This is a genomic window from Bacillus sp. AK124 (genome assembly GCF_053903085.1).
Genome location: NZ_CP096378.1, coordinates 1,966,734 through 1,986,383 on the forward strand (window position 1 = coordinate 1,966,734; position 19,650 = coordinate 1,986,383).

At 46.4% G+C, this 19,650-nt stretch carries 22 protein-coding genes; 18 read left to right on the forward strand and 4 right to left on the reverse strand.

What is annotated here, in order from left to right; genetic code table 11:
- Window positions 1–4: 4 nt before the first annotated feature.
- Together M1E06_RS09940 and metA are read right to left on the reverse strand one after the other, a co-directional pair.
- Window positions 5–1,156 (reverse strand): diglucosyl diacylglycerol synthase, encoded by a 1,152-nt coding sequence (locus tag M1E06_RS09940; RefSeq protein WP_020451890.1) that lies wholly within the window; start codon window positions 1,154–1,156, stop codon window positions 5–7.
- Window positions 1,157–1,425: 269 nt separating this feature from the next.
- Window positions 1,426–2,334, reverse strand: a complete 909-nt coding sequence (gene metA, locus M1E06_RS09945) for a homoserine O-acetyltransferase MetA (protein WP_035338549.1) — start codon at window positions 2,332–2,334, stop codon at window positions 1,426–1,428.
- A 151-nt stretch (window positions 2,335–2,485) separates the two neighbouring features.
- On the opposite strand from metA, the gene M1E06_RS09950 reads away from it, so the two are divergent.
- The 11 genes from M1E06_RS09950 to M1E06_RS10000 all read left to right on the forward strand — a co-directional run bounded on the left by M1E06_RS09950 (window position 2,486) and on the right by M1E06_RS10000 (window position 12,750).
- Window positions 2,486–4,165 (forward strand): formate--tetrahydrofolate ligase, encoded by a 1,680-nt coding sequence (locus tag M1E06_RS09950; protein WP_035339368.1) that lies wholly within the window; start codon window positions 2,486–2,488, stop codon window positions 4,163–4,165.
- 15 nt (window positions 4,166–4,180) lie between these two features.
- Window positions 4,181–4,660, forward strand: coding sequence for a glutathione peroxidase (locus M1E06_RS09955; protein WP_020451887.1), 480 nt, complete (start codon window positions 4,181–4,183; stop codon window positions 4,658–4,660).
- Window positions 4,648–5,319, forward strand: coding sequence for an HD domain-containing protein (locus M1E06_RS09960; protein ID WP_216904413.1), 672 nt, complete (start codon window positions 4,648–4,650; stop codon window positions 5,317–5,319). Before M1E06_RS09955 ends, M1E06_RS09960 begins: the two co-directional genes overlap by 13 nt.
- A gap of 30 nt (window positions 5,320–5,349) precedes the next feature.
- Entirely contained in the window at window positions 5,350–6,486 is a 1,137-nt protein-coding gene (locus tag M1E06_RS09965; protein WP_026579412.1) for a conserved virulence factor C family protein, read from the forward strand.
- A gap of 343 nt (window positions 6,487–6,829) precedes the next feature.
- The gene (gene ilvD / locus M1E06_RS09970; protein ID WP_020451884.1) at window positions 6,830–8,506 is read left to right on the forward strand and encodes a dihydroxy-acid dehydratase; all 1,677 of its coding nucleotides are present in this window, start codon (window positions 6,830–6,832) and stop codon (window positions 8,504–8,506) included.
- Between the two features lie 88 nt (window positions 8,507–8,594).
- Window positions 8,595–9,029, forward strand: a complete 435-nt coding sequence (locus tag M1E06_RS09975) for a BrxA/BrxB family bacilliredoxin (protein ID WP_025811259.1) — start codon at window positions 8,595–8,597, stop codon at window positions 9,027–9,029.
- 36 nt (window positions 9,030–9,065) lie between these two features.
- The gene (locus tag M1E06_RS09980) at window positions 9,066–9,836 is read left to right on the forward strand and encodes a class I SAM-dependent methyltransferase (RefSeq protein WP_035399808.1); all 771 of its coding nucleotides are present in this window, start codon (window positions 9,066–9,068) and stop codon (window positions 9,834–9,836) included.
- A 272-nt stretch (window positions 9,837–10,108) separates the two neighbouring features.
- Window positions 10,109–10,711, forward strand: coding sequence for a YpjP family protein (locus M1E06_RS09985; protein WP_035338552.1), 603 nt, complete (start codon window positions 10,109–10,111; stop codon window positions 10,709–10,711).
- Between the two features lie 15 nt (window positions 10,712–10,726).
- Window positions 10,727–11,266, forward strand: coding sequence for a phosphatidylglycerophosphatase A family protein (locus M1E06_RS09990; protein ID WP_025811261.1), 540 nt, complete (start codon window positions 10,727–10,729; stop codon window positions 11,264–11,266).
- 357 nt (window positions 11,267–11,623) lie between these two features.
- Window positions 11,624–12,112, forward strand: a complete 489-nt coding sequence (locus M1E06_RS09995; protein ID WP_020451878.1) for a dihydrofolate reductase — start codon at window positions 11,624–11,626, stop codon at window positions 12,110–12,112.
- A gap of 14 nt (window positions 12,113–12,126) precedes the next feature.
- Window positions 12,127–12,750, forward strand: a complete 624-nt coding sequence (locus M1E06_RS10000; RefSeq protein ID WP_025811262.1) for a hypothetical protein — start codon at window positions 12,127–12,129, stop codon at window positions 12,748–12,750.
- Window positions 12,751–12,790: 40 nt separating this feature from the next.
- Here M1E06_RS10000 and trhA read toward each other — a convergent pair whose 3' ends face one another.
- Together trhA and M1E06_RS10010 are read right to left on the reverse strand one after the other, a co-directional pair.
- Entirely contained in the window at window positions 12,791–13,432 is a 642-nt protein-coding gene (gene trhA, locus M1E06_RS10005; protein WP_020451876.1) for a PAQR family membrane homeostasis protein TrhA, read from the reverse strand.
- A 15-nt stretch (window positions 13,433–13,447) separates the two neighbouring features.
- The gene (locus M1E06_RS10010) at window positions 13,448–14,449 is read right to left on the reverse strand and encodes a sigma 54-interacting transcriptional regulator (RefSeq protein WP_075213131.1); all 1,002 of its coding nucleotides are present in this window, start codon (window positions 14,447–14,449) and stop codon (window positions 13,448–13,450) included.
- A gap of 232 nt (window positions 14,450–14,681) precedes the next feature.
- Between M1E06_RS10010 and ilvA the strand changes: the two genes are divergently transcribed.
- From ilvA to ypmT, 7 genes are all read left to right on the forward strand, one after another.
- Complete coding sequence (gene ilvA / locus M1E06_RS10015; protein WP_020451874.1) at window positions 14,682–15,950, forward strand: threonine ammonia-lyase IlvA; 1,269 nt, start codon at window positions 14,682–14,684, stop codon at window positions 15,948–15,950.
- Between the two features lie 92 nt (window positions 15,951–16,042).
- A complete protein-coding gene (locus M1E06_RS10020; RefSeq protein ID WP_020451873.1) occupies window positions 16,043–16,294 on the forward strand; it encodes a YpmP family protein in 252 nt (83 codons plus the stop codon).
- A gap of 150 nt (window positions 16,295–16,444) precedes the next feature.
- A complete protein-coding gene (locus M1E06_RS10025; RefSeq protein ID WP_020451872.1) occupies window positions 16,445–17,287 on the forward strand; it encodes a DegV family protein in 843 nt (280 codons plus the stop codon).
- An 8-nt stretch (window positions 17,288–17,295) separates the two neighbouring features.
- Window positions 17,296–17,886 carry an SCO family protein gene (locus M1E06_RS10030; RefSeq protein WP_031305174.1) on the forward strand — a complete coding sequence of 197 codons (591 nt, stop codon included), beginning with the start codon at window positions 17,296–17,298 and terminating at the stop codon, window positions 17,884–17,886.
- 139 nt (window positions 17,887–18,025) lie between these two features.
- Window positions 18,026–18,778: an SGNH/GDSL hydrolase family protein gene (locus tag M1E06_RS10035; protein WP_020451870.1), complete on the forward strand. Its 753-nt coding sequence runs from the start codon at window positions 18,026–18,028 to the stop codon at window positions 18,776–18,778.
- A gap of 9 nt (window positions 18,779–18,787) precedes the next feature.
- Window positions 18,788–19,360, forward strand: coding sequence for a YpmS family protein (locus tag M1E06_RS10040; protein WP_020451869.1), 573 nt, complete (start codon window positions 18,788–18,790; stop codon window positions 19,358–19,360).
- Between the two features lie 31 nt (window positions 19,361–19,391).
- Complete coding sequence (gene ypmT / locus M1E06_RS10045) at window positions 19,392–19,592, forward strand: protein YpmT (RefSeq protein WP_020451868.1); 201 nt, start codon at window positions 19,392–19,394, stop codon at window positions 19,590–19,592.
- The last annotated feature ends 58 nt before the right edge of the window (window positions 19,593–19,650 follow it).

Sequence of the window (19,650 nt, forward strand, 5' to 3'; positions counted from 1 at the left end):
TTTTTTAGGACAGCGCCCGGACAGTCTGTTTTTTGTTCATGATGATTTCAGACTGCTCGATAATGTCCGTCAGGATGACTTCTGATGAATTGGATAAATGCAAGTTTTTAATGTTTTTCTTCATTTCGTTTAACTTTTTCTCATCAGCCAAAAGGGAGGAGACTGATTCAAGAATTTCCTCATGCCTGTTGACGACGATGGCAGCTCCTCTGTCTTCGAAGAACAGGGCATTTTCCTTTTCCTGCCCGGGAACAGGCTTGTAAAGGATGACGGGAACGCCGATTGCCGTGGCCTCCGTCAAGGTAATTCCGCCCGGCTTTGTGATCATGCAGTCAGCCACCCTGAACAGCTCGTCAATTCTTTCGATATAACCGAGTGATTTCAGCTTGTTTGGATAAAGGGCTTCAATGTCTTCCAGTGAAGATTTCAGCATCGTATTTTTTCCGCACACGACGACGACTTGAACATCCTCTTTCGTTACCAGAGATTCACACAGTTCCTTTACGTTTTTAAGAACCCCGTGTGCGCCTGCCATGATCAGCAATATCTTCTTGTCGGGAGACAGCTGATACTTCTCGTAGATTTTATCTTTGTCCATTTCTTCTTCAAACTGCCTGCGGATCGGAATACCCGTGATCTTGACATTGCTCGGGTGAGTGCCGATTTCGAGCAGTTTTTCCTTCACATAATCAGTGGCTACGTAATATTTGTCAATGTGTTCGTGGACCCAAATTTTGTGAAGGCAGAAATCCGTCATGACGTTAAAGGTCGGAATGACTTTTCCCATTCTCCGTCTGTATTCGGGTACGACAATCATTGGAAACGTATTGATGATGATGTCTGGCTGATGTTTTTTAACCAGTTGGTCCAGCCGTTTATTTCCCATTTTGAAATAAATATTAAACTTTCTTTTATTGTAAATTTTATCGACCCCATAGTAGAAAAGGCGATAAAACTGTTTACCGATTGAAAAGCTTTTCAGGTAGAGATACTGTGTGATCTCTGACACAATCGGGTTTGATTCTTGATACAAATTCGAAACAGTTACATTCTTAAAACCGAGCCGTTCGCACTCTTGGTAGAGCGTTTTGGCTACTTGAACATGGCCATTTCCGTAATTTGCAGTCAAAATTAATATATTTTTATTGGTATTCAAGCATATTCACCTCAATTAATTCAAACAGCAAGAGCTAAAATGGTAAAAAAACAGGAGTCAATGTCCACACATACCATACCATAAATATTATTTTAATTATAAATGAAGAACAAAAATTAAGGTATTTTTAAAGTATGGATCGGCAGGAAAGCACTGGGTTCCTTATTATTCCTGCTTTCGCGGCCAAGCCGAACCCCCTTATGGAAGACTAACCCAACAGTATTTTAACACATTTTGAATGTCTTGCATCAGACCAGGGCATGAGAATTTCATTTCCACTCGTACGGTGTTTCCTGGTAAACGTAATAATTCAGCCAGTTCATGAACAAAAGAGTCGCGTGGGCTTTCCAGCGGTTTACAGGCGAAGCGCCGTCCGGCCCGTCTTTAAAATAATTCACCGGCGGATCAATGTCCATGTTTCTGGCCAAATCCCTTTCATACTCTTCTTTAAGAGTATCTGTATCATACTCAGGATGTCCAGTTAAAAAAACTTGTTTTTCATCTTTTGAAGCAATTAAACAGACGCCCGCTTCATCGGATACGCTGAGCACTTTTAAATGAGAAACGGCTTTTAGGTCATCCATATTTATATCTGTATGCCTTGAATGCGGGACATAGTAGAACTCTTCAAAGCCTCTGACCAGTCTTTCATTTTTCTCCATTATTCTGTGTTCGAAAACGCCAAATGTTTTTTTCGGCAGTTTGACTTTGCGAATTCCGTAATGATGATAAAGCCCCGCCTGCGCTCCCCAGCAGATGTGAAGCGTTGACGTGACATGCGTTTTGCTCCACTCTAAAATCTCCTGAAGTTCTTTCCAATAGGACACTTCCTCATACTCCAGGTGCTCGATCGGCGCGCCGGTAATGATCATGCCGTCAAATTTTCTGTCCCTGATCGAAGAAAAAGTTGTATAAAACTGTTCCAAATGCTGCCTTGGTGTATGTTTTGGCGTGTGTGTAGACGGTATTAAAAAAGTGAAATATACCTGTAAAGGAGAATTTCCGAGCATTCTGAGCAGCTGTGTCTCGGTCCTGATTTTCTGCGGCATCAGATTAAGAATCACAATATTTAAAGGTCTGATGTCCTGATGAAAAGCCCGTTTTTCATCCATGACAAAAATATTTTCACTTTCAAGAATCTGCTTCGCTGGCAAATTGATAGGTATGTTGATAGGCAACACGCCACCTCCGGTTTTCTCCGCTGATTTTTCTTCATTATAGGAACTTTTTGGCGATATTTCAATGTGTGAATTGTGTTACAATGAAAGAAGTGTGTGAAAAATATGGAAAATCATCGTGTGATGAACCAAAAGGAGGATCCTCTTGCAAATGAAATCCCATCTATCAGACATAGAAATCGCCCAAAGCACGGAATTAAAACCGATTGCCGAAATTGCACGGAAGCTCAATATAAATGACGATGAAATAGAGTGTTTTGGTTGCACAAAAGCGAAAATTTCTTTAAAAATTTTTGAGCGTTTAAAAGAAAAAAACGATGGACAGGTGATTTTGGTAACCTCCATCAACCCGACCCCGGCCGGCGAAGGGAAGTCGACTGTCACCGTCGGATTGAGCCAGGCGCTCTGGCAGATTGGCAAAAAATCGATCGTTGCACTGAGGGAACCTTCACTCGGTCCGACAATGGGACTGAAAGGCGGGGCTGCCGGAGGAGGATATTCCCAGGTTCTGCCGATGGAGGATATCAATCTTCACTTTACAGGAGATATGCATGCGATCACAGCTGCGAACAACGCTTTAGCGGCTTTTATAGACAATCATATTCATCAGGGAAACGAATTAAACATCGATATTAGAAAAATCGTCTGGAAAAGGACGCTTGACCTCAATGACAGGGCGCTGCGCGAAACCGTTGTCGGCTTAGGCGGAAAAGCGAACGGATTTCCCCGGGAAGACGGCTTTGACATTACAGTCGCATCGGAAATCATGGCCGTTTTATGCCTGGCCGGAGACTTGGCCGATTTAAAAAGACGTCTGGCGGCAATGATCGTTGCCTACACTGTTGACGGACAGCCGGTGACGGCCGGCATGCTCGGTGTTCAGGGAGCGCTCGCTCTCCTGTTAAAAGATGCCATCAAACCAAACCTTGTTCAGACTGTTGAAGGAACACCGGCGCTCGTCCACGGAGGCCCGTTTGCAAACATCGCACACGGGGCGAACAGTTTGATCGCGACTAAAACGGCGGCGAAACTGGCTGATTATGTCGTGACTGAAGCGGGATTTGGCGCGGATTTGGGTGCGGAAAAATTCATGCACATCAAAACGAGAGCCGGCGGGTTCACCCCGGGAGCGGTCGTGATCGTCGCCACCGTAAGAGCGCTGAAAATGCACGGCGGAATGCCTCTCGCCGATTTGAAGCAAAAAGACGTAAACGCATTAAAAAGCGGAATCGCAAACCTTGCCAAGCATATCGAAACGATAGACGCCTTCGGTCTTCCGTACGTTGTGGCCGTCAACAGGTTCGTACACGATGCGGAGGATGAGCTTGAGACGGTTCTTGGCTGGTGCAGGGACAACGGGCATCCGGCTGCACTGTGCAATGTTTGGGAAGAAGGCGGAAAAGGCGGGATTGACCTGGCAAGTGAAGTCATTCATGTCATGGAGCAAAAGGACAATCATTTTTCCTATTTATACGAATTAACCGACTCGATCGAAGACAAATTAGCCAAAATTTCCCGCACCGTTTATGGAGCCGAGGGGGTAGAGTTTACCGAAAAGGCGAAAAAGCAGCTGCTGGAATTGAAAAAGAACGGATTGGACGGGCTGCCAGTATGCGTGGCCAAAACTCAGTATTCTTTATCAGATGATCCGGGGAAAATTGGCAGGCCGAAAGGTTTCAGCATCACCGTCCGTGAATTAAAACCATCGAGGGGCGCGGGATTTATCGTCGCTTTAACTGGCAGCATTTTAACAATGCCCGGGCTGCCGAAACATCCTGCTGCACTTAAAATGGATGTCGGTGAAGACGGCAGGGCCAAAGGTTTATTCTAAAAAGGAGGGACCGTCATGTCCATTTACGATATCAGCGTCAAGACGATTAAAGGCGAGGACACGACACTGCGGCCGTATAAAGGCAAAGTGCTTCTCATCGTCAACACGGCCTCAAAGTGCGGATTTACACCCCAATATCAACAGCTTCAAGACTTGTATGAAACATATAAAGACCGGGGGCTTGAGATTCTGGGCTTTCCCAGCAACCAATTCATGAATCAGGAGCCTGGCGATGAAAAAAGCATAGAAGAATTTTGCAGCGTAAACTACGGGGTCACGTTTCCGATGTTTTCGAAGGTGAATGTAAAAGGAGATCAAATCCACCCGCTGTTCCGCCACTTGACGAACAAGGCGAAGGGCATGCTTGGAACAAAAGCGGTCAAATGGAATTTCACAAAATTTCTCGTTGATCAAACCGGGGAGAACGTTGAGCGTTTTTCACCGCAAACCAATCCAAAGGAGATGGAGGAGGCCATTCAGAAATGGCTGGGCTGAATCAGGAACAAACAGAACAGATCCGCTTGATGTCCGAATGGGTAAGAAAAAAGCTCGCAGCCGAAGGGACAGGACATGACTGGCTGCATATCGAAAGGGTTCGGAACATAAGCCTTCAGATTGCAAAAGAAGAGGGTGCAGACCTGTTTGTGACCGAAGCTTCCGCCCTTCTCCACGATATGATTGATGTAAAGCTGGACGATGAACACCGGGTTCCGCTTGATGAGTTGAAAAGGCGCCTCTCAGAAGACTGGAAGGTCGATCCTGGAACGGTTGACGGGATTCTTGCCATCATCACAAGAATGTCATTCAGAGACAGAGAAAAATATAGAGACGAACGCCTTTCAAAAGAAGGTATGGCAGTTCAGGATGCCGATCGGCTTGATGCGATCGGCGCCGTCGGGATCGCCAGGGCTTTGATGTATGCAGGGGCAAAGGGTCATCTCCTCTACGGGAGCGCCAATGCGCCTACTGCTGTCGGCCACTTTTACGAGAAGCTTCTCCTTTTAAAAGATTTGATGAATACAAAGACGGGACGGATGCTCGCGGAAAAAAGGCATCAGCTGATGCTCGAATTTCTCGGCGAACTGGAAAATGAATGCGCCTTCTCCAGAGAAAGCCGCCTTGATAGATCAGGGCCGGGGGTTATGGTAGAATAAGACCGGATCTTTTAACAGAGGGGGACAATGATGAAAATTAAATCGATAGAACCGACACCGAGCCCGAATACAATGAAGGTGATTTTGACCGAAGAACTGCCGGGCGGAAAAAGCAATAATTATAAAAAGGACCATGCGGAAGGCGCGCCTCCCGTCATCCAAGAGGTTTTAAACATAGAGGGAGTAAAAGGCGTCTACCATGTGGCCGATTTTATCGCTGTCGAGCGCAATGCGAGATTTGACTGGAAAGACATCCTCCCTGCCGTGCGTGCTGCTTTCGGAATGGACGAAGCCGAAGAGGCGGGGGGCCGTTCCGAAGAAAAAGAATCGTTTGGCGAAGTTAAAGTCTTCGTGCAAATGTTCAGCGGGATACCGATGCAGGTGAAATTGACCGACGGCGAGCGCGAGGAGCGCTTCGGCCTTCCGGAACGTTTCCAAGAAGCGATCTTGAAGCTTAAAACCGCGTCTTCCAACGTCGTGCTCGAACGGTCTTGGAAAGAGCAAGGCGTCAGATTCGGCGATTTTTCAGAAATCGGCCGTGAAGTAACGGAAGAGCTTGAGGCGGCTTACGATGAGGAGCGCCTGCGGAAGCTGACGGAATCAGCCGCATCAAGCGATGCTGAGGATAAACGCGCGGCTGTGCAGCGAAAGTCTTACCGGGTAACGCTTGAAATGATGGATGAGGAAGATTGGCAAAAACGCTATGCCCATCTTGAACAAATGGATCCGGATGAAAAGGACATTCCAGTACTCGAAAAAGCGCTCAATGACCCGAAAACATCGATCAGAAGACTTGCTGTCGTTTATTTGGGCATGATCGAAACGCCTGCGGTGCTTCCTCTTTTATATCAAGCACTCGAAGACAAAACGATCACGGTCAGAAGAACAGCCGGTGATTGTCTGTCAGACATCGGAAACCCGGAAGCGATTCCGGCAATGATCAAAGCGCTCAAGGACCCGAGCAAGCTTGTGCGCTGGAGAGCCGCCATGTTTCTGTACGAAGTCGGCGATGAGAGTGCGCTTCCCGCTTTAAAAGAAGCTGAAAACGATCCCGAATTTGAAGTCAGCCTTCAAGTCAAAATGGCGGTCGAACGGATCGAATACGGTGAAGAAGCGAAAGGCTCCGTATGGAAGCAAATGACGGAAAGCCGCAAAAAAGACGGCTGACAAGGACGCTGGAAACAGCGTCTTTTTTTATGCCTTAAGCTCTTCGCTCTGCAGCGGCGATCCATCCGGGAATTTTGAAAAAAGTCACGCGTCTTGTTATAAAATATCACTTTTTCTATAAAAATATTTCGAATATTGTTGAAAAACACGCTGAAAATATATATAGTAGTTAGCAATCATATGGAATGTGGAGGTTCTGATTCATGGGGAATGATTTACAGATGAAGATCAAAACAGCCGTCATCTTGCGGATCAGTCCGGCAAGCGGTTAGCAGACAGTTTTTTAAAACTGAATATTCAGAAAATATAGAATGTAAATACGAAGATGTTTAGGAGGATCACGATGACAGGTTTACGCAGTGACATGATTACAAAAGGGATCGACAGAGCGCCGCACCGCAGTTTGCTGCGCGCGGCTGGGGTAAAAGAAGAGGACTTCGGCAAACCGTTTATTGCCGTTTGCAACTCATATATCGATATCGTACCGGGTCATGTCCATTTGCAGGAGTTTGGAAAAATCGTCAAAGAGGCGATCAGAGAGGCCGGCGGTGTTCCGTTTGAATTTAATACAATCGGGGTCGACGACGGAATTGCGATGGGGCACATCGGAATGAGATATTCTCTTCCGAGTCGCGAAATCATCGCCGATTCAGTGGAAACGGTTGTATCAGCGCACTGGTTTGACGGAATGGTATGTATTCCAAACTGCGATAAAATCACGCCGGGTATGATCATGGCAGCAATGCGGATCAATATTCCGACCGTGTTTGTCAGCGGGGGGCCGATGGAAGCGGGAAGAACGAGCGACGGACGGAAAATCTCGCTTTCCTCTGTATTTGAAGGCGTTGGCGCTTATCAATCAGGCAAAATCGATGAGAAAGGGCTTGAGGAGCTTGAACAGTTCGGCTGTCCGACATGCGGATCATGCTCGGGTATGTTCACGGCCAACTCGATGAACTGCCTTTCTGAAGCTCTTGGCATCGCCATGCCGGGCAACGGCACCATTTTGGCGACATCGCCCGACCGCAGGGAATTTGCCAAACAGTCGGCCCGCCAGCTGATGGAGTTGATCAAGTCGGATATTAAACCGCGCGACATCGTGACCGAAAAAGCGATCGACAACGCGTTCGCTTTAGACATGGCGCTCGGCGGATCAACGAATACGATCCTTCATACGCTTGCGATCGCCAATGAAGCGGGGGTCGACTACTCGCTTGAACGGATCAATGAGGTAGCGGCAAGGGTTCCGCATTTATCAAAGCTTGCGCCGGCTTCCGATGTGTTTATTGAAGATTTGCATGAAGCTGGAGGCGTATCAGCAGTCTTAAACGAGCTGTCGAAAAAAGAAGGCGCGCTTCACTTGGATACGCTGACCGTAACGGGAAAAACGCTTGGCGAAAATATTGCCGGGCGCGAAGTGAAAGATTACGAGGTCATTCATCCGATCGATCAGCCGTTTTCAGAGCAAGGCGGACTCGCCGTCCTGTTCGGCAACCTGGCGCCTGACGGTGCGATCATTAAAACCGGCGGCGTCCAAGACGGGATTACCCGCCATGAAGGACCTGCGGTTGTCTTTGACTCACAGGAAGAAGCGCTTGACGGCATCATCAACCGTAAAGTAAAAGCGGGAGATGTCGTCATCATCCGCTATGAAGGTCCTAAAGGCGGACCGGGAATGCCTGAAATGCTTGCACCGACTTCGCAGATCGTCGGAATGGGCCTCGGTCCGAAAGTTGCTTTAATTACCGACGGCCGCTTTTCCGGAGCCTCCCGCGGTCTTTCGATCGGCCACGTTTCGCCGGAAGCAGCCGAAGGCGGCCCGCTTGCTTTCGTAGAAAACGGCGACCATATCATTGTTGATATCGAAAAGCGGATTTTAAACATCGAAATCTCCGATGAAGAATGGGAAAAAAGAAAAGCAAACTGGCCCGGATTTGAACCGAAAGTGAAAACGGGCTATCTCGCCCGGTATTCAAAGCTGGTGACATCTGCCAATACCGGCGGCATTATGAAAATCTAGCGGTTTTTTCGCCCGGTGTTTGAAATTCAGCCCCCGCTGTAGTATCCTTGACATCAGTAGTCAAGGTTTATAGAGGGGGCTTTTTAATATGTCAACAGCTTATGAAGAATACATGCGCCAGCTCGTTCTTCCGATGCGTCAGGAATTGGTGCAGGCCGGCTTTAAAGAGTTATCGACCGCGGAAGAAGTTGAGACATTCATGGAAGGTGCAGAAGGCACGACTTTCGTCGTCGTCAATTCAGTCTGCGGATGTGCCGCAGGGCTGGCGAGACCGGCAGCCGTTCAGGCCGTCTCCGGAAGCGAAAACGGGCCTGATGAGACCGTTACAGTCTTTGCCGGACAGGACCGCGAAGCAACGGCGAAAATGAGGGAATACTTCGAAGGATATGAACCGTCTTCACCTTCAATGGCACTGCTGAAAGGCAAAGAAGTCGTTCATTTCATTCCTCGTGAACAGATTGAAGGCCGTGAAATGACGGAGATTATGAAAAACATCACGGACGCTTTTGAAAAACATTGCTAAAATGCCCTTTGAAGGGCATTTTTTACGGAGAAAAACATGATTGTCACAACAAGCTACAGACCGACTGAAAACACGGTTTTAACGGCGGAAAAAATCAGCCGGACGCTCGGCGCCCGCTTTTCCGAACGGAGAAAACGGCCGATTCGCCAAATCCGGGAGACAGAGCAGGAAGATGTTCTCGTGGTTGGAAAAGAGCGCTTCGAGCTGTATCATTCAGAAGGCGAAAAGTTCTTTTTCCACCCGAACTCTGCGATGTTCCGGGCGAAGCGCATGTTAAGAGGCGAACCGGATCCTTTTGTCGAAGCTGCACAAGTTGAACCGGGAGACAAGCTGCTCGATTGTACGCTCGGCCTTGGATCAGACGCCATCATTGCAAGCCTTGCCGCTGGCGAACAAGGTGAGGTGTGCGGAATTGAAAAAAGCCCGCTCCTCGCTTTTCTTGTCGAGGCGGGGCTTCAATCGTGGGAGACAGGCCTTGACGCTTTGGATCAGGCGATGAAAAGGATTCGGGTTCATTCCGGCGACAGCTTTGAATATCTGCTGGAGCTTGATGATGATTCAGCAGATATCGTCTACTTTGACCCGATGTTTGATGATGGAATCGAAGAATCAAACGGCATCGCCCCTTTAAGAAAGTGGGCGCATTCCGAGTTTACGCTTGACGGTGCTTTAAATGAAGCCCTTCGGGTCGCCAGAAAAAGAGTGGTCCTGAAAGACCACTGGAAAAGTCCGCGCTTCGAAAAATACGGATTTCGCGTAAAAAAACGCAAAACGGCCCTGTTTCATTACGGTGTTCTCGAAAAATGAAATCCCAAGGTATATACCTTGGGATTTTTTAATCTGCGATTTCCATGACGATAAAATAAGCGAGGGTAATCAATGAAGCGGTTATAAAAAGACCTTCAATCATGAACGATCACTCCCAATTTTGGAATTTTCATCTTTGATTGTAAACGTTTTATCGCCAAAAGAAAAGGCGTTTTGTTTATTTGCACCGTCACTTTATGAATGACTGAAAATTCAACCTATGATAGAATAAGAGAAAACGAGAAAGCGATATAAAAGGGGACTAACCAGTCATGAAGATGTGGATGAGAAAAGCGCTTGTCACATTATTTACAATTGCAACGTTCGGCCTTGTATCTCCTCCTGCGGCATTAATGGCGGACAAGCCGCAGGAGCATCAGAGCATGAAAGAATCCGGGTATACAGCTGTTTATCAAAAGCAGGAAGAGCCCGAACTTGAAGAAGACGGCCAATCCAAATCTTCATTTGACAGCTACAAGGATGAACTGCTCAATGAAGCAGAAGATCTGTCATTCGTAAAATTCGGCAGCAGGATATCGCCGGTCATCGAAGACGAGTACAGGGAAGAAGTGCTTCCAAAGGTCGAGGAGATCATCGTCAGCCATCTCATGACAATGCAGGACAATGACGCTTACCAGGATCTTGTCATTTCCAAAACGCCGACGGCGGGGAAGTCGGAGAGAATCTTCCACGTTTACAACCGGAAAACGGGGGAGGATGTGCTGAGGTTCCATGTGCGCAGGGACAAGCCGCCGCATAAAGGGTACTGGTTTAACTTTCATTATCATACTGCCGAAGACGGCTTTCAAAAACATCACGATCTCGGAAGCATATACTGGGACCGCAATACACCGCCTAACTGGATGAGCCACTAAAGGAGATTGATGCAGATGAAGAAGTATACGATGAATGAAATGGTGCACTTAACGAAAAATATGCTGAATGAGCGCGGGGTTACGATTGAGGATATTGCACTGATCGTACAAAAGCTGCAGGAAAAATACCATCCTGATCTGTCGCTTGCTGTATGCGTTGAGAATGTCGAAAAGGTCTTAAACAAAAGGGAAATCGTTCATGCCGTGTTAACGGGGATAGCGCTTGACCAGCTTGCCGAGAAAAAGCTATTGCCTGAACCGCTTCAATATTTGGTCGAAACGGATGAACCCCTTTACGGGATCGACGAGATTATTCCGCTTTCCATCGTAAACGTCTACGGTTCGATCGGCTTGACGAACTTCGGCTATCTGGATAAAGAAAAGTTCGGCATCATTAAAGAACTGGACGACTGTCCGGACGATGAGGTTCACACGTTCCTTGATGATATCGTCGCTGCCTTGGCGGCAGCTGCTGCAAGCCGAATTGCCCATTCGCATCAGGATCTTGAGGATGAAGAGAGAACAGACGGACAGAGCGTTGCGAAAAGCCGTTGAAAGACCTCGCCCTCCCCGCCATCAGGCGGGGTTTTTTTATGCCGATATTTTATGTCTTTTCCCGAAAAATGTCTTGTTTTCGAAAGGTTAAACAAGATACACTACAAAAGGATGAAAAAAATGAAACATCATGCGGATATATGCCGTCATATGTTAGAGAACCGGAATTTAACAAAACGGGGAATGACACCAATGCATTCGGGCGGCCTGATCAGAATGAAAACCTCGAAGAAAGGTTTCCTCTCATCACAGCTTTAACCTCCATCTTCATGCATCATGTTCACAGATGATCACACAAAGAGATGAGCATCATCCGGCATTATTTCGCTACAAACATCATAAGGGGGCTTTAAATTAATGATTTCATTGATTACCGCCATGGACAGAAACCGCCTGATCGGCAAAGATAATGATCTGCCATGGCATCTGCCGCAGGATTTGAAGTATTTTAAAGAGGTGACGAAAGGACACGCCGTGATCATGGGGAGAAAGACGTTTGAATCCATCGGCAAACCTTTGCCTCACCGGGAGAACATCATCGTCACATCCAATAAAGAACTGGATATTCCGAATTGTCAGGTGATGCACTCGGCAGAAGAAGCGGTGCGGTTTGCGAAAAACAAAAACGAAGAATGTTTTGTCATCGGCGGTTCAACACTGTACGCGGAGATTCTGCCTTTTGCGGACAAGCTGTATGTGACAAAAATCGATGAAACCTTTGAAGGGGACCGGTATTTTCCTGAATTCAGCGAAGCTGAGTGGGAAATCGTTTCGAGGCGGAAAGGCCTGAAAGATGACAAAAATCCATATGACTACGAATTCCTCGTTTATCAAAGAAAAGGATAGAGGAGAGGATTTTCATGTTTCGCTATTGTTTTTTATGGATGTATTCGGCCTATATGTTCATCAAGCATATCAAGCTCCTGCAGGCGCTACAGACACTTGACCCGCGCCTTTCGTACGCCAATCAGATGGAAGCTGTCTTTGATAAGCCGAAAGCTTTTTTACGGGGGTGCATCGGCTTAACCGGTTCGACCGTTTCCATCCATCAGAACGGAAGATCCCCGGCTGGCCCCGTCCTTTACGTGCATCCAAAGCTCGGCCTGTCAGAGCTCGCCGTGCTGCTCGGACACCTTGATAAAACGGCTTCGTTTTTTGCTGATCCGCGCGCCTTTCGTTATCCGCTGCTCAGCGGCTGGCTCAATAAAATGGCCGCGGTCAAAAAAAGCGCCGACAAGGAAGCATCACTTGAAAAAGTGGAAGAGATCGTCAGGAAAGGCCAAAGCTTTATTCTGTCTGAAGATGACGGGCTCGATTACAAATCTTTATCCAAAAAGCTCGGCATTCCGATCGTTGCAGTCGAAACAGCCGGTACGGAAGACATGAAGAAAGGCAAGTTGTTCAAGAGGCTGAGACCTGCTGATATCGACTTGACGATCCACCCGGCATACGTCCTGACCGAAAACAAACAGCTTCGGGCATAAAAAAACCAGGCTTCCTTTATGGGAGCCTGGTTTTCGCCGTTTATGATATAAACGGCACCTTTGCCACGTAGAAAAGCACGCAGAAAAACATGGAGGCGCTGCCGCCGAGTACGAAGGTGTGCCAAATCGCATGATGATACGGGATCTTTCTCCATAAATAAAAGATCGTTCCGACAGAATACAATATTCCCCCTAAGAGCAGCAGGGCGAATCCTTCTCCGGTCAAGGCCGTATAAAGCGGCTTGATCGCAATAATCGCCATCCAGCCCATCACAAGATACACCAGCGTGCTGACCACGATAAATCGTTTCACAAAAAAGATTTTAAATACAACTCCGCCAATCGCAAGTCCCCAGACGACCGCAAGCATTGTATAGCCGAGCGTGCCTTTCAAAGGTCCGAGGAGCAGCGGTGTGTATGTGCCCGCAATCAGTACGTAGATGGCTGAGTGATCGATGATCTCAAGAATATCTTTTGTTTTTTGGTGCTGAATGCTGTGCAGAAGGGTCGAACTTAAATACAGGAACAGCATGGAAGCGCCGAAAATCGAAAAGCTGACAACATCCACTGGACTTCCGTAGCGAATCGCAAATATCACCAAAAATACGATGGCGGGTATGGAGAGGAGAACGCCGAGCCCATGGGTAATTGCATTCGCAATTTCTTCTTTAATCGTGTACATACCAAGACACCCTTTCTAATCTTGAATAATGTGATGCTTTAAAGAGCTTAAAAAGCGGAGGCCTTCAAGCGTGATTTTTGTCCCGGCTCTTCCGCGGCCCTTTGTAATAAACTCTCTTTTTTCCAAATAATCCAATCTGCTGCGCACTTGCTGGGGGGTAAGCTCCGACTTGCCGTTTTTGCTCAGTTCAGACAGAACTCTGCGGCTGGCAGGCTCTCCTTTTTCATTTAATTGCTTGACTGCATCGAGCAAAAACGCAAACTCCTCTTTTTCCATCAAAGTCAGTGATGTTGAAGCCGTTTTTTTATCTTTTGGCTTCTTCTTTTCGATTTGTTCTCTTAACGCCGGCGGAGTGTCGTAAAGCTGAATCGTTTTCCCGTCTGAGACGGTTTTCATATAATCCGTCATGTTTTTGAGTTCTCTGACGTTCCCCTCAAACTCATGCTGCTCTAAAGCCTTCCAAACGACCGGTTCGACATATATGTCATGATCCCCGCTTTTTAAAAAATGATGCACGAGAAGGGGGATGTCGCTTCGCCGTTCAGCAAGGGGGGGAAGCGGAAGGTCGAGCACATTGAGCCTGTAGTACAAATCCTTGCGGAATTCCCTGCTTTCAATCCGTTCACCGAGCGGCACGCTTGAGGTGACAATCAGTCTTTTTGGCATCCCTTTTTCAATGGCTGCCAAAAGCTTGCCCTGGAGAGGCAAGGAAAGCCCCCACACTTCGTCGAGAAACAAGGTTCCGGATTCATTCATCTCTGAAAGAAAAAAGTCTTCAGTCGCTTCATCTTCATTCAGCGTGCTGCAGCTTACGTGTGTGAAGGGATCATGGTTGAAAGATGATCCGGAATGAATGGCTTTGGCGAACAGCTCTTTGCCTGTGCCTGTTTCTCCATGAATCAGAATCGGATGGGAAGAGGCTGCAAATTGTATCGCTCTGTTTTTCGTTTGCAAAAAGGAATCGCATTCCCCGATCAGCTCGGAGAACCCTATGGATGGGTACGTGTGTTTAATCATGGCGGATCTCCTTTTGGTTCTAATTGGTTCTATTATAACACCCAATTAGAACAAATAAAGAGTTTTTTGAAAAAAAGTATATTTGGCTGCACATTAAGAATCGAAAAGAACTCCGTATATATTGAGAAAGTGTATAATATTCTGTAAATAACAAAGAATTGCCCTTTAAATTTTGAATATTCATGATATAATGGCGTATTAAATAAAGCTTTATACAGAAAGGATCTTATACATGAAACCGTTGCTTAAAGAAAACTCTCTCATCCAAGTCAAAGACATTTTAAAAGCCCATCAAAATGTAAAAGATGTTGTCATTCATACCCCCCTCCAAAAAAATGAGAGGCTCTCCGAGAGGTACGATTGCAACGTATATTTAAAAAGAGAAGACCTGCAGGTTGTCCGCTCTTTTAAACTGAGAGGCGCCTATTATAAAATGAAGCAGCTTTCAAAAGAAACGACGAAAAACGGGGTCGTCTGCGCCAGTGCAGGAAACCATGCGCAGGGGGTCGCTTTTTCCTGTAAACATCTCGGTATTCACGGAAAGATTTTTATGCCGTCGACGACTCCGAGGCAAAAAATTTCTCAAGTCGAATTGTTCGGCAAGGAATACATCGAGATCATCCTGACAGGCGACACGTTCGATGATGCATATCAAAGCGCAGTCGCCTGCTGCGAGGAAGAAAAACGGGCATTTATCCACCCGTTTGACGATCCTGCCGTCATGGCCGGACAGGGAACGGTTGCGGTCGAAATCTTAAACGATATCGAAACAGAACCCCATTATTTATTTGCAAGTGTAGGCGGCGGCGGCCTGCTTTCAGGAGTGGGAACCTACATGAAAAACGTGTCCCCGGATACAAAGCTGATCGCGGTTGAGCCCAAAGGCGCGCCGGCTCTATTTGAATCAAACAAAAAAGGCGAAGTCGTGACCCTCGAGAAAATCGATAAATTTGTAGACGGAGCCGCCGTGCAAAAAATCGGCGAAGAGACATTTAAAACGCTTGAAACCGTTGTAGATGATATTTTGCTCGTTCCCGAAGGAAAGGTATGCACCGCGATTCTTGAGCTGTACAACCAATGCGCGATTGTCGCCGAGCCTGCGGGAGCGCTGCCGATCGCCGCTTTAGACCTTTACAGGGATGAAATCAAAGGAAAGAATGTCGTATGCATTGTGAGCGGAGGAAACAACGATATCGGCAGAATGCAGGAAATCAAAGACAGATCGATGATGTATGAAGGACTCCAGCATTATTTCATCGTGAACTTCCCGCAAAGGGCGGGAGCTTTGCGCGAATTTCTAGATGAAGTGCTCGGGCCGACCGATGATATCACCCGGTTTGAATATACGAAGAAAAATAATAAAAGCAGCGGCCCTGCGCTCGTCGGCATCGAATTGAAACAGCGCGAAGACTACGAGCCGCTGATTGCGAGAATGGACCGTAAAGGCTTCCGCTATGTCGAAGTGAATAAAGATGAAGGGCTCTTTCATTTGCTGATTTAAGAAATTTTTTTGAAAACACGTATAAATCAAAGACAACGGCTCCTGAGATTATGTATAATAAAGAAAATATCTCATAAATGAGGATTGATAGCTTGTTACTTAAAAGCCTGGAGTTCAAACGTTCGGATGGACAGAAGGTGAAGGTGACGGAAATACCCCTGCTGAAGGAGGACGACCCGCATTTTTTTATGGCCAGTCTGAGGCTCGAAATCTTTTTAAAGACACTCTATTGCTCAAAGCGGAAAAAAAACGTCTACTCCTTTAGGGACTACTTAAAGAGAGCATTGAAATGGCAGGATTACCTCGCCATTTATCAAGAGGAAGAATTGAAGCATAATGCATAAGAATTGATAGCATTCTTTGCCGGCCCATGAAGACAGCCAAATCCGCTTGGAAAAGGGCGGAAGACGGCATTCGGCCGGCAAAGAATTTTTCATGCCGAATTTGGCCTCACTAGGAAATTCACCATTTGAACCGACAGGATGTGAAGGGAATTGCCAAGCATTAAAATTGTAACGGACTCAACAGCTGACTTGAGCGAAGAACTGCTCAGAGAATATCATATTTCCGTTCTCCCGCTCTCGATATCAATCGACGGCATTGTTTACAGAGACAGGTTCGATATTCAGCCGGACGAATTTATTGAGAAAATGGAGAGCGCCGCAGAACTCCCGAAAAGTTCACAGCCGCCTTTAGGCGCTTTTATCAAACTGTACGAAGAGCTGACCGCTGACGGAAGCGAAGTGATCAGCATCCATCTCTCAAGCCAATTGAGCGGGACATACCAGACGGCTGTAAGCGCTTCAAACATGGTCGACGGGAATATTACGGTGATTGATTCCATGTATATTTCAAAAGGCCTCGGCTTTCAGGTCGTACGAGCCGCCTTGCTGGCCGAAGAGGGAATGACGGCCGAAGCGATTGTAAAAGACCTGGAGAACTTGCGCGACCGGACATCCCTCTATGTGACAATTGATCATTTTGATAACTTGATCAAAGGCGGCCGCATCGGGAAAGGAAAAGCGCTGATCGGCTCATTGCTCAAGGTTAAGCCGATCGCGAGGCTTGAGGACGGAATCTATACGCCTGAAAAAAATGTCAGGAGCACCAGTCAGCTTATCCGTTATTTAACGGGTCAATTTCTTTCCGCGGTGAAGGGAAGGACGGTGCAAGCGATCGGAATCGCCCATGCCGATGCACTCGACCTTGCTCATAGGCTGAAAGACTCTTTGCTTGAACATATCCCGGGAATCGATATTGATATTGCGTACACAACGCCGATTATCTCTGTTCATACCGGAAAAGGAGCGATCGGTTTTACTTTTTACACCGATTGAAAAAGGGGATGGAAGGATTGAAAAACGTTTTTGGCATTTTCCTTGCAGGGATTCTCACAGTGTTTCTTTCGTCCTGCGGAACTAGCAAGATTGAAAATTCTTTAAACTATGACGTACAATCTTTTTCTTTTCAAAATCAAGACGGGAAAACCGTGTCTCTTGAAAGTTTAAAAGGCCAGGTGTGGGTGGCCGACTTTATATTTACGAACTGTAAAACGATCTGTCCGCCGATGACTTCACATATGGCTGAACTGCAAAAACAAATGGAAGAGGAAAACCTGCAGGCCCGCATCGTCTCTTTCAGCGTTGACCCCGAAAATGACACGCCGGAAAAGTTGAAAAAATTTGCGGCCAACTATCCGCTCAATTTTCAAAACTGGGATTTTTTAACTGGATACTCGCAGGAGGAAATTGAAAAATTTGCGCTGAAAAGCTTTAAAGCAATCGTGAAAAAACCTGAAGATGAGGATCAGGTGATTCACCAATCGTCATTTTATCTAGTCGATCAAAACGGCAAAGTCGTCAAGGATTATGACGGTGCAAAAAATACGCCGTACGATGAAATCATCGCCGATATTAAGACGCTGGAAAACCGTTGATAAAAACGGGCGCCTGCCGCTGAAGCCTGCTTCCTGACCACCGGAAACAGGCTTTTTTTTACACCTGTCAAATCATTTTCAAAAGAATCAAAACATGGTACACTTTTTTTTAGGTATCTAGAAGGAAGGGGCATCATTTTTGAACATACGGTTTATAACAGTCATGATGGCCCTCGTCTGTCTGCTTTCAGCCTGTACGGAATGGAATGCGGGCGTTGAAAAAACATCGGTCTCCCCTAAGCGCGATATCGTGATTGCAGCAGTGGGCGATTCTCTGACAGAGGGGGTAGGCGATCAAGAGAAGAAAGGCTATGTCGGCATGGTGGCCGACGAGCTTGAAAGCCGGAGCGATGTGAAGTCCGTAACGGTCAAAAATTATGCCGTTAAAGGCTCCCGGACTGATCAGCTGCTTGAAAGATTAAAAGAAAAAGAAGTACAAGAGGGCCTGAAAGATGCAGACTACATTTTGTTTACAATAGGGGGCAACGACCTGATGAAAGTCGTCCGCCAAAACTTCGCGCACTTAACGCTTACACCTTTCCGCGTTGAACAAAAACTGTTTGAAAAGCGGTTTTCGAATATTTTAGCGGAAATTAGAGAGCAAAACGCCAGCGCTGAGTTGATTTATGTCAGCATGTATAATCCGTTTAAGTTTACGCTGTCTGAACTGAGGGAAATTGACCAAGTCGTAGACGAATGGAATGAAGGAGCAGAAAAAAGCCTGAAAAAGGTCTCCAACACGAAAATAGCGAATATCGCTGATATTTTTGAGGAATACAGCGATGAAAAGAAGATTGCAAAAGATGAGTTTCATCCTAATCAATACGGATATTCTTTAATAGCGAAACGCGTTTACGAACAAATTAAAAACGAAGACCCCCAAGCAGAATAAGGTGAAAAAATGAAGAAATGGAAGAACTTATTTTTAATTTTAGCAGCAGTCAACGTCATCATACTTGCCGGGATTTTCATTCTCGTATTCATGCCCGGCGGTCAAAAGGAACCGTCGCGGCCGACTCCGAGCGAATACCAATTGAACGTGACGAGCACGAAAGAATCATTGGCCGCATTCATCAACACATATTTGGAGAAGGAGTCTTCGCCGGATCTTGACTATCAAATCGAAATCGACGATGAATTCCACATCGTCGGTGCGATCCGCGCCTTTTCCTCGACAGTCGATGCGAGGGTGTCCTTTCGGCCGACAGTGGAAAAAAACGGAGATGTGGTTCTTGACGTGACGAGATTTTCGATCGGCAAGTTAAATGTTCCGATATCGATGGTGCTGAACTACATGGATCAATTTTATGATCTTCCTGATTTTGTACACGTTCGTTCGGATGCTAAAGAAATTCAAGTCCGTCTGTCAGAGATGCCGCTTAAAAACGGAATGTATGTGAAAGCAAAAGACATTGATTTAGAAAAAGATCAAATCGAATTTGTTTATTATCAGCCTGCACAAACAGATTCATAGATCGTGCGGCGGGATTTACAGGGGTGAACATATGGAACGTATCTACACATATTTCAGCTTGCTGTCTATGTTGTTTTCACTGTACTTCGGCGGCCTCGCCGCCTTCAGTTTCATCGATGAAAACATGGACAAGATGTATTTGAACATCGGGTATTGTGCGTTGTTTTTAAGCATTATGATCTTTACCCTAGATGCGAAAAAACATAAAAAAACTGACCATCACAATCAATAATTGCCGGCAAAATCCTAAAACATGAGACCGTTTTAGGATTTTGTTGTCCATGCTTCAG

Coding starts and splice junctions, on each gene's coding strand:
- M1E06_RS09975 (WP_025811259.1), top strand. CDS start 8,595: ATGTCAACAGCTTATGAAGAATACATGCGCCAGCTCGTTCTTCCGATG.
- M1E06_RS10010 (WP_075213131.1), bottom strand. CDS start 14,449: ATGATTAAACACACGTACCCATCCATAGGGTTCTCCGAGCTGATCGGG.
- ypmT (WP_020451868.1), top strand. CDS start 19,392: ATGGAACGTATCTACACATATTTCAGCTTGCTGTCTATGTTGTTTTCA.
- M1E06_RS10030 (WP_031305174.1), top strand. CDS start 17,296: ATGGAAGGATTGAAAAACGTTTTTGGCATTTTCCTTGCAGGGATTCTC.
- M1E06_RS09965 (WP_026579412.1), top strand. CDS start 5,350: ATGAAAATTAAATCGATAGAACCGACACCGAGCCCGAATACAATGAAG.
- M1E06_RS10040 (WP_020451869.1), top strand. CDS start 18,788: ATGAAGAAATGGAAGAACTTATTTTTAATTTTAGCAGCAGTCAACGTC.
- M1E06_RS09955 (WP_020451887.1), top strand. CDS start 4,181: ATGTCCATTTACGATATCAGCGTCAAGACGATTAAAGGCGAGGACACG.
- M1E06_RS09985 (WP_035338552.1), top strand. CDS start 10,109: ATGAAGATGTGGATGAGAAAAGCGCTTGTCACATTATTTACAATTGCA.
- ilvD (WP_020451884.1), top strand. CDS start 6,830: ATGACAGGTTTACGCAGTGACATGATTACAAAAGGGATCGACAGAGCG.
- M1E06_RS09995 (WP_020451878.1), top strand. CDS start 11,624: ATGATTTCATTGATTACCGCCATGGACAGAAACCGCCTGATCGGCAAA.
- trhA (WP_020451876.1), bottom strand. CDS start 13,432: ATGTACACGATTAAAGAAGAAATTGCGAATGCAATTACCCATGGGCTC.
- M1E06_RS09980 (WP_035399808.1), top strand. CDS start 9,066: ATGATTGTCACAACAAGCTACAGACCGACTGAAAACACGGTTTTAACG.
- M1E06_RS09960 (WP_216904413.1), top strand. CDS start 4,648: ATGGCTGGGCTGAATCAGGAACAAACAGAACAGATCCGCTTGATGTCC.
- ilvA (WP_020451874.1), top strand. CDS start 14,682: ATGAAACCGTTGCTTAAAGAAAACTCTCTCATCCAAGTCAAAGACATT.
- M1E06_RS09990 (WP_025811261.1), top strand. CDS start 10,727: ATGAAGAAGTATACGATGAATGAAATGGTGCACTTAACGAAAAATATG.
- M1E06_RS10000 (WP_025811262.1), top strand. CDS start 12,127: ATGTTTCGCTATTGTTTTTTATGGATGTATTCGGCCTATATGTTCATC.
- M1E06_RS09950 (WP_035339368.1), top strand. CDS start 2,486: ATGAAATCCCATCTATCAGACATAGAAATCGCCCAAAGCACGGAATTA.